Raw genomic sequence first — 5,542 nt, forward strand, 5'->3', positions numbered from 1 at the left:
GGCAAGTGCGAGCGCATCAAGAATTTCCCCTACCCGCGGCAGTTCGCGACTCTGAACTTGCTCTTCGTCTGGCTTTTCATCCTGATGGTGCCTTACGGTCTTTTGCAGGAGTTCGAGAAGATTGGCGCGGCTTTTCACCTGGATGACGATTCCCGCCAGCGTCGTGGTTTGCTGGGTGTTTCACACCATGGATAAGATCGGCGACGCCTCCGAGAATCCCTTCGAGGGAAGCCCGAATGATGTACCGATCACCTCACTAAGCCGCGTCATCGAAATCGATTTGCGGGAAATGCTGGGAGAGCGGGAGATTCCCGCGCCGATTCAGCCCGTGAACAACATCCTGATGTGACCGCTCCTGATGGACGTCGGCTCCTGAATGACGATTGTCCGCTATGCGCGCAGCGATGACACGTGATCCTGATCCCGATTAACGATAGGACCCTAGCAGGGCTGCCCCGGCCAGAGACGCGTGGGGAGATCCGGGTCGCGTTGCGCGTCGAGGACCGAAAGAAAGTCGGTCAATCCCGCACGGTAACGGTCATCCGAGCCCGCATGCGCTACTAGACGTCCATGGCGAGCACCCAGGGGTGCTCCTGGAAAATGAAGAACAGCGCGAAGCCGTCACCCACGTTGTTCGTCTCGTGCGGCTCGTTGGCCGCGAAGGAGAACAAGCTTCCCGGGCCTAGTGTCTGCTGGGAGTCCGGATTACCCGGCACCGGGTGGGCGACATTCCCTGCCACCATCACACCAGCCAAGGGCTGGTCATAGTGGTGGAGTGGGAGCCGCACGCCTGGGGCGAGCCGGACGAACGTACCGTGCGGACCGCTCTTGCGGTCACCAATCACGCTGGCCACCCCGACCCCCTCGATCACTGGCTCGAAGGGGACCTGCGGGGAGGGGAGGAATTGCGTACTGCCAGAGGGCTTCATGACAACTGCACTTTCTACCTAGCGACAGCTAGTGTTTGGATGTTAGAAGAAGGGGTGAACTGATTGCGGCCAGCCATCACGCCACCGTCGACGTCCCAGACGGCACCCGTGACCCAGTCGGCCTCGTCGGAGAGCAGGAAATCGACCACGCGCGCGACCTCGTCTGCCTTGCCCACTCGGCCGATGGGGTGGAAGGCGTCGAACCTGCGGTAGGTGTGCTCCATCTCTTCAGGGGTCATGATCTTCTCGTAGATGCGGGTCTCCACCATCCCGATCGAGACAGCGTTGACCCGGATTCCGTGGTCGGCGAGTTCCATCGCCAGATGCTGCGTGAGGGCGTGCAAGCCAGCCTTCTGCATTGAGTAGGCAGAAGACGGGGTAGCCTTGACGGCCTGCTTGGCCCACATAGAGCCCACGTTCACGATCGATCCTCCACCGTGGGACACCATGTTTCGGGCCACGGCCTGAGTAATGAAGAAGAAGGCCCGGTTCAAGTCGAGGTAGGCGGCGTAGTCCGACTTGGTGTGCTCCAGGAAGCTGGTCGGTCGGAAGTAGCCAGCGGCGTTGACCAGGTGCCGAATCGAGCGCTGCTCATCGGCCAGTTCCGCGATGAAGCGATCGACTTCTGCCTCGTCGTAGAGGTCGAGTGAGACTGTCCGCACGGTCCCCAGTGGGCCCAACTCCTCTTGGGCCTGATTCAGCTTCTCCGGGTTCTTGCCGAGCAGGATCACCTCCAAGCCGCGTTGCACCAGCCTGCGGGCCGTGGCTTTCCCCACGCCGCTCGAGCCGCCGACGATCAGGGCGCGTTCCTTGTCCGTCATACCCTCAACTCCTTTCTACCTACCGATAGCTAGACACAGCAACACAAAAAAAAGGGGGCTGGACCTATCCGACCAGCCTTCCCAGGGTCGATCTGAGGGCGGGGAGCCGCTTGGGCTCCCCGCCCGCCTTGTCGAGGAGCATCGCGCCCTCGAGCGCGGTGAGGATGAGTTGGGACCTGGCGCTGGCCTGTCCGGGGGTGAGGGTGTTCCCTTCGTCAGTGCGCAGGACCCTCGCAATCCAGGCCTCGAGATCGGTAAAGAACTCACGCAGCAAGTTCTGGGTGCGCTCGTCGACCTCGTGCGCTTCTGCGGCAAGCATCGTGCACAGACAGAGCTCATGCTTGACCTGGACTTCGAGGAACATGTCGACCGCTGCCAGCAATCGCTTCTTGGCGCTGGTGTCGCGGCGCTCGATCTCGCTCAGCGTCTGCTGAACTCGCCGCACGTAGTCTTGGGTGATCTCGAAGACGAGCGTGTCCTTGTTCTTGAAGTGATAGAGGACCGAGGGAGACTTGATCCCGACCGCGCGACCCAGGTCACGCAGGGTGACCGAGCGAACCCCACCGCGCTGAGTCTGCTCCGTGGCAAGGCGCTTGAGCTCGTCCTTCACGTTCATCATAGCCAAAGTCTAGCAAGCGCTAGATAGGCTGTCAATACCTCCAACGACGTTCTGACCGGCTGGAATATGGACGTGATCGGTTGTTACTGGAAATGAACCAGTTCCTGGAGGAAGGCTGCATAAGATCGCAGTGAGAGAAGCGAGCGCCGGAGCGCCCGCTCGTTAAATACTTCCTCAGTTATCCTGGCCATTATTTGACGAACTCAAAGCGGTCAGAATAGATGCGCCATTTGGCGAACCAAATCCAGTACAAGCATCCCAGCCTTTGCTTGCCGAATACGCGCCGTTGTTGCCTTGGGTGATATCGCGGAAAGCGCTTGCATTTTGATAGAGCGTCGGATTGATGAATCCGGCCGATTGCTGATTCTGTTGTGCGAGCTGTTGGTTGACCAGTGCAATCAATGCAGCCCACAGCGGAGCGACCGCGCTGGTTCCACCGACGACTTCCTGCTGGCCATCGACGATGATGCCGTAGCCGCTTTCGGGAGCAGCATTTCCCGCTACATCAGGAACGCCGCGTCCAGAGCGGTTCGAAGGCAAAGCATTCTGCCAGGAAGGCATGGAGAAGGCTGTGCTGAATCCGCCGCCGGTTGCGCCGCCTCCTTGCTGTTTATCGTCCCACACGACTTCCTGCGAGATCTTCGTCCCATTGGCGATCAGTTGTGTTCCCCCACAGGCGAGCACATGCGGACTGGATGCAGGAAAATCGACGACGGTTCCGTTCGTGCCGTCGCTGGAGCCGCTATCACCGCACGCCACGATTATCGTTACGCCCAGCGCTGCTGCCGACTGGCAGGCATCGTCCAGCGCAGAGGCGGAAGCTTGCGACCAGCTGGATTCCGGGCCTCCCCAACTAATCGAAAGTACGGATGGTTTGTTGGTCGTATCGTGGACTGCGGTGGTAATGGCATCAATAAAACCCTGGTCGCTGTTGGGCGCAAAGTAGACGGCAATCTTGGCTTCCCGAGCAATCGCTCCCGCGACCTGAATATCAAGCTCGACTTCGCCATCTGCTCCGCTAGGATCGCCGGGCGAATTCTCGCCGCCATCAACGGAAACGGAGACAACATCGGGTGTTTTCAAGCCCAGTCCCTGAAAGTAGGTGTCGAGATCGCGGCTTTTATATCCACCGCCTAATTCAAGCAGAGCAATGGTCTGGCCGCTGCCGTCGAGATTGGCAGGGAAGTTGTAGAGCTGAGCCACCTGCACGGCCGTGAAGGCTTGAGCAGTGGCTTGCGAGTTAGCGTTGAGGCGGCGAAAGTGCGGCTTGGCAATGGGCCTCGAATCCAAACCCAGAACAGTTTCGATAGCTCCAGCATCTTCTTCGGGCAGGGTAATTGCGCCTTGAAAGCAATAGAAGCGCTTCTTATGCGTCATGTCTTCGTAGTCTTCGAGTTCTACGCCGAAGGCCTCTTCCAAAGCCTTAACAGTACCCTTAAGCACGACGGTTCGGCGCGCAATGCTCGACGCCGACTCATCCACAGAGAGACTATGAGCTTGTGCGAAACTGCGCACGCGTTCAAAGTCGACGGGATCGGCAGCGTATTGCGCATTAAATTCTTCGTGCGATAGCCTGCGGCCTTTCAATTCGTCCAAACGGAGCGGCTGCTTGCGTTTCAGGATGACGGAAACACTGATGATTTGTTGTGCTGCTGTGCGGCCCAGTTGTCTTGCTCCAGCTGGCGCTCTGCGTTCGCTTTTTGCCAGCCTAATGCGGGAAGAAGCCATAGATCACCTCATAGAAATTAGGAATGTAGGTTGTCGGGAAGAGAGATTAGGCAATCACCATATCTGCTGCGAATGAATGACGTGCGAAGGTCGAGTTGTTAATACAAGGGCGCAATTTAGCCGAAGAGACTTCTTCTTGCGATTGACTTTCATGCTGCCTGTTTTGTTTTGCTATCCGGGCCTTGCATGCCCGTTCCGAAAGCAGTTCTTTTGCTTTTTCCAGCTTTGCTTTTCTTTCGCACTCAGTCCTTTTCCTGCGCGGTTGATGAAATACGTCAGCATGCACATCCCTCAGCCTGGTCCTTTCGGCGAAACTTTTTAGACGCTAGCGTGCGGGCAAATGGTCTCCGCATGTGCATCTCCTCATTACAGAGATGCAGGTTTATGAAATGAGGCAGCATCCATCCTTCAAAAAAGCCGGTCGCCGTGGCTGGGTGGTTGAGAGATACCAGAAAGTGCACCTCTGCGGTAGAGAGATTCTTTGCCTGATTCGGTACCTCTGGAGCGCCGCATGTGAGGATGCCGCGCCTGTCCTGATTGTCTCGGTATGGGAGTCCTATAAAGAGGAATGTCAAGAGAAAAATCTTCCCCATCGGCTCAATACCGCCCCGTTCTTGTCTCGGCATTCAGCCCCACTGTTTGAGCGTGCGGTCTTCCTCCAGGCCGAGTAACCTTATTTCGTCTCCGCGTCCGAAACGGAGATACGCCTCCTCTCCCCCTGTGAGTTTTATTTCGTTCTGGTAACGACGCCTATCGCTTTCTGAAACAACAAGCCTGACGGTTGTCCACTGCATGAGTGGCAACGCATGGTCCTATTGGAGACTCGTGGCCTATGGCTTTATTCGATTGTCCGAGGAGGCATAGGGTAATCCACGAGACTCGCGTGCATGAAGCACGGGCCTAACTTCCGTATGGATACTTCTCCCCGAAATCGAGCGTCTCGAGAACCTGACGGGCCACCGCTAGGAATGATCTCCCAGGGAGGGAAACGGAATCTCAGCCAGAGGCGCTCACGCTGCTTGTGATTTCAAATAGCTGGCGTCGAAATGTACCTCCTTCTTCCAGACGATCAATGTGATCGCGGCAATCTTCCTCGCCAGGGTCAGGCGCGCCATCGTGGGTTTCCTCCCCTGAGCAAGCAAATGCTCATAGAAATCGTGGAGCGGCCCATTGCTGCTGCTGACTCTGGTGGCTGCACCCTTGAAAATATCTTTGAGGTCGTGATTGTGGTTCTGATTCAGGCCACGAAGCGTTACCGATTTCTTAGAGCGTAGTTGTCCTTCGACCACGCGGTATTGTGCACTGTCATGTGTTTCTAACCCCAGACCACTATAAGTCCACAGTTGTCGTTTGGTGCGGAACCGGTGCGGGGTCTGGATCAGCGCGATCAACAGGGCCGCCCGAATCGGGCCGATCCCAGGAATCAGGCCAAGCAGTCTCCATGC

7 protein-coding genes and 1 pseudogene are annotated in these 5,542 nt (G+C 57.4%); 2 read left to right on the forward strand and 6 right to left on the reverse strand.

What is annotated here, in order from left to right:
* Together Q363_RS43390 and Q363_RS41600 are read left to right on the forward strand one after the other, a co-directional pair.
* A pseudogene (locus tag Q363_RS43390) lies at positions 1 to 195 on the forward strand (hypothetical protein); the annotation flags it as partial.
* Positions 143 to 349: a hypothetical protein gene (locus tag Q363_RS41600; protein WP_483782915.1), complete on the forward strand. Its 207-nt coding sequence runs from the start codon at positions 143 to 145 to the stop codon at positions 347 to 349. The pseudogene Q363_RS43390 and the gene Q363_RS41600, both read left to right, overlap by 53 nt.
* Positions 350 to 560: 211 nt before the next feature.
* Here the strand turns inward: Q363_RS41600 and Q363_RS30165 are convergent, their stop codons facing one another.
* The 6 genes from Q363_RS30165 to Q363_RS30190 all read right to left on the reverse strand — a co-directional run.
* Positions 561 to 929, reverse strand: coding sequence for a cupin domain-containing protein (locus tag Q363_RS30165; protein WP_035358124.1), 369 nt, complete (start codon positions 927 to 929; stop codon positions 561 to 563).
* Between the two features lie 14 nt (positions 930 to 943).
* On the reverse strand, positions 944 to 1,750 hold the full coding sequence (locus Q363_RS30170) for an SDR family NAD(P)-dependent oxidoreductase (protein ID WP_051979557.1): 807 nt from the start codon (positions 1,748 to 1,750) through the stop codon (positions 944 to 946).
* A gap of 64 nt (positions 1,751 to 1,814) precedes the next feature.
* Positions 1,815 to 2,369, reverse strand: coding sequence for a TetR/AcrR family transcriptional regulator (locus Q363_RS30175; RefSeq protein WP_157467909.1), 555 nt, complete (start codon positions 2,367 to 2,369; stop codon positions 1,815 to 1,817).
* Between the two features lie 174 nt (positions 2,370 to 2,543).
* Complete coding sequence (locus Q363_RS30180) at positions 2,544 to 4,097, reverse strand: S53 family peptidase (RefSeq protein ID WP_035358126.1); 1,554 nt, start codon at positions 4,095 to 4,097, stop codon at positions 2,544 to 2,546.
* 171 nt (positions 4,098 to 4,268) lie between these two features.
* Complete coding sequence (locus Q363_RS47220) at positions 4,269 to 4,385, reverse strand: DUF3175 domain-containing protein (RefSeq protein ID WP_084080922.1); 117 nt, start codon at positions 4,383 to 4,385, stop codon at positions 4,269 to 4,271.
* A 722-nt stretch (positions 4,386 to 5,107) separates the two neighbouring features.
* Positions 5,108 to 5,542, reverse strand: a 435-nt coding sequence (locus Q363_RS30190; protein ID WP_035358128.1) for a transposase, incomplete at its 5' end; no start/stop codon positions are given.

This window comes from Edaphobacter aggregans DSM 19364, from assembly GCF_000745965.1.
GTDB lineage: Bacteria > Acidobacteriota > Terriglobia > Terriglobales > Acidobacteriaceae > Edaphobacter > Edaphobacter aggregans.

What these genes read in the sequence shown, in the direction of transcription:
- Q363_RS30175 (WP_157467909.1), bottom strand. Translation starts at nt 2,369, where the DNA reads ATGATGAACGTGAAGGACGAGCTCAAGCGCCTTGCCACGGAGCAGACT.
- Q363_RS30180 (WP_035358126.1), bottom strand. Translation starts at nt 4,097, where the DNA reads ATGGCTTCTTCCCGCATTAGGCTGGCAAAAAGCGAACGCAGAGCGCCA.
- Q363_RS41600 (WP_483782915.1), top strand. Translation starts at nt 143, where the DNA reads ATGACGATTCCCGCCAGCGTCGTGGTTTGCTGGGTGTTTCACACCATG.
- Q363_RS47220 (WP_084080922.1), bottom strand. Translation starts at nt 4,385, where the DNA reads ATGTGCATGCTGACGTATTTCATCAACCGCGCAGGAAAAGGACTGAGT.
- Q363_RS30165 (WP_035358124.1), bottom strand. Translation starts at nt 929, where the DNA reads ATGAAGCCCTCTGGCAGTACGCAATTCCTCCCCTCCCCGCAGGTCCCC.
- Q363_RS30170 (WP_051979557.1), bottom strand. Translation starts at nt 1,750, where the DNA reads ATGACGGACAAGGAACGCGCCCTGATCGTCGGCGGCTCGAGCGGCGTG.